Annotated in this window: 1 protein-coding gene; it reads right to left on the minus strand. The window is 38.3% G+C overall.

Going from position 1 to position 1,519, the window contains the following annotated elements; translation table 11 throughout:
• On the minus strand, window positions 1–1,519 hold a 1,519-nt coding region (locus tag H7N67_RS07875), incomplete at both ends, for a DUF3519 domain-containing protein (protein WP_187939615.1).

Below are 1,519 nucleotides of genomic sequence, written 5' to 3' on the forward strand. Positions count from 1 at the left end.
CCTTTCTCGCTCTCTTTTTGCATGTCTTTAATAGCTTCTATCAAGCGCTTTAAGGTAGGGTTATTTTCGTTTGGCTCTCTATTGACCATTAAAAGGTAATGCGTGAAATCGTAAATATCAATGTCCTTAAACTCTTTACTATCAGGGTTAAACATGTCTTTAGTAACATCTGCGATCTTAAATTCTTTCAAGCCTTTTTTAACGTTATCGCTCTTTAAAGCTTCAAATAACGCCTTGCTCGGATCATCAAACCTCGCAAACCTAGCGATCGCACCTCCTAAAATCTCGCTAATATCACTTGTAGTTTGTTCGCTCTTTTCAAACATCTCTAACGAACTCGTTTTATAGAATTTCTCGCTCAAATCTTTCAAGCTCTCGCTCGTGCTTTGGTAATTCTTTAAATTCGCAAAACTGCGATCCATAATATCGCTCAAGTAAGCGTTAAGGCTTACATTAGGGAAATTCATGTCATGGATGAGATTGTGAAAACTCCCGGCGTTATCTACAAACATTTTTTTAACCTTTTCATAGCTTTTAATATCGTTTGAAAATTCTTTCTGCCAGCGGTTTAATAATTCTATCCCTTGCGTCTTGGTCCTTGGCATGTTAAACATAAGCAACGCTAGATTACTATCTCCTACATTAGGATGAGTGGCTTTATCAAAATTAAGGTTTTTAGCAACAATGTTTTTTAATGAGTAGATGCTATCAGCGTCTAATTTTTGGTCTAATTCTTTTAATTTCGCTTCATAATGGCTTAAAACCGCTATCGCATGATCGCTCTCGCTGTTAAATCTTCCTTGATTAGATGAAGCCGCTAAATTGTTGATCTCGGTGTTGTTTAGGCGCTTGTGTGGCACTCTAACTAACAACTCGTCCGGTTTTAAGTCTATGTGATAGTATTCCTTGATCGCTTTCTCGTAAATAAAACGGCTTTTAGGCGTGAAATTTAGCATGCCTTGGATTCTGTGGTTTCCTGCGATCACTTGTCCGTCGTTTAGAACGATCGGTAAATCTTCAAAGCCTCCGCTACCGAATATCTTCTTAGGATCAAAATCCTCTGAAATGCTTTTAATCTGCTCTTCGTTCATGTCCGTTCTCTTTTGTGTCCCGCCTGTGGTAAAGCTTGGTTTTAGATCTTTAGCTTTTACGATCGCATAATCTAGATCGTAAATCTCTCGTTCGTTCAACCTCACTCGGCTCTTGGGGATCTGCGCTTGTATTTGAGTAGGTATATCCTCTCCTACTTCTATTTTAGTCTGGCTTTCAATGTTGCCTGCATTGCCTCGCTCGTGTTCTAATTTCTTTTTTAACGCAACTTTTCGCTTTAATTCTTGCTCTTTAGCTTTTAAAAATTCTTGTTCGCTTTGTAGGGCTTCGCTTTCTAATTTCGCTAACTTTTCGGCGTTGGCTTGTTCTAAGGGGCTTAAATTTGTAGGTGTTGGTGTGGTTTCGTTTAAATTTTCGCTTGTTTTTAATAAATCCTCTTGATCTGTTAGCGGTTTTGGTGTAGGATTAT

This window comes from Helicobacter pylori (assembly GCF_014498195.1).
Classification (GTDB): Bacteria; Campylobacterota; Campylobacteria; order Campylobacterales; family Helicobacteraceae; genus Helicobacter; species Helicobacter pylori_DO.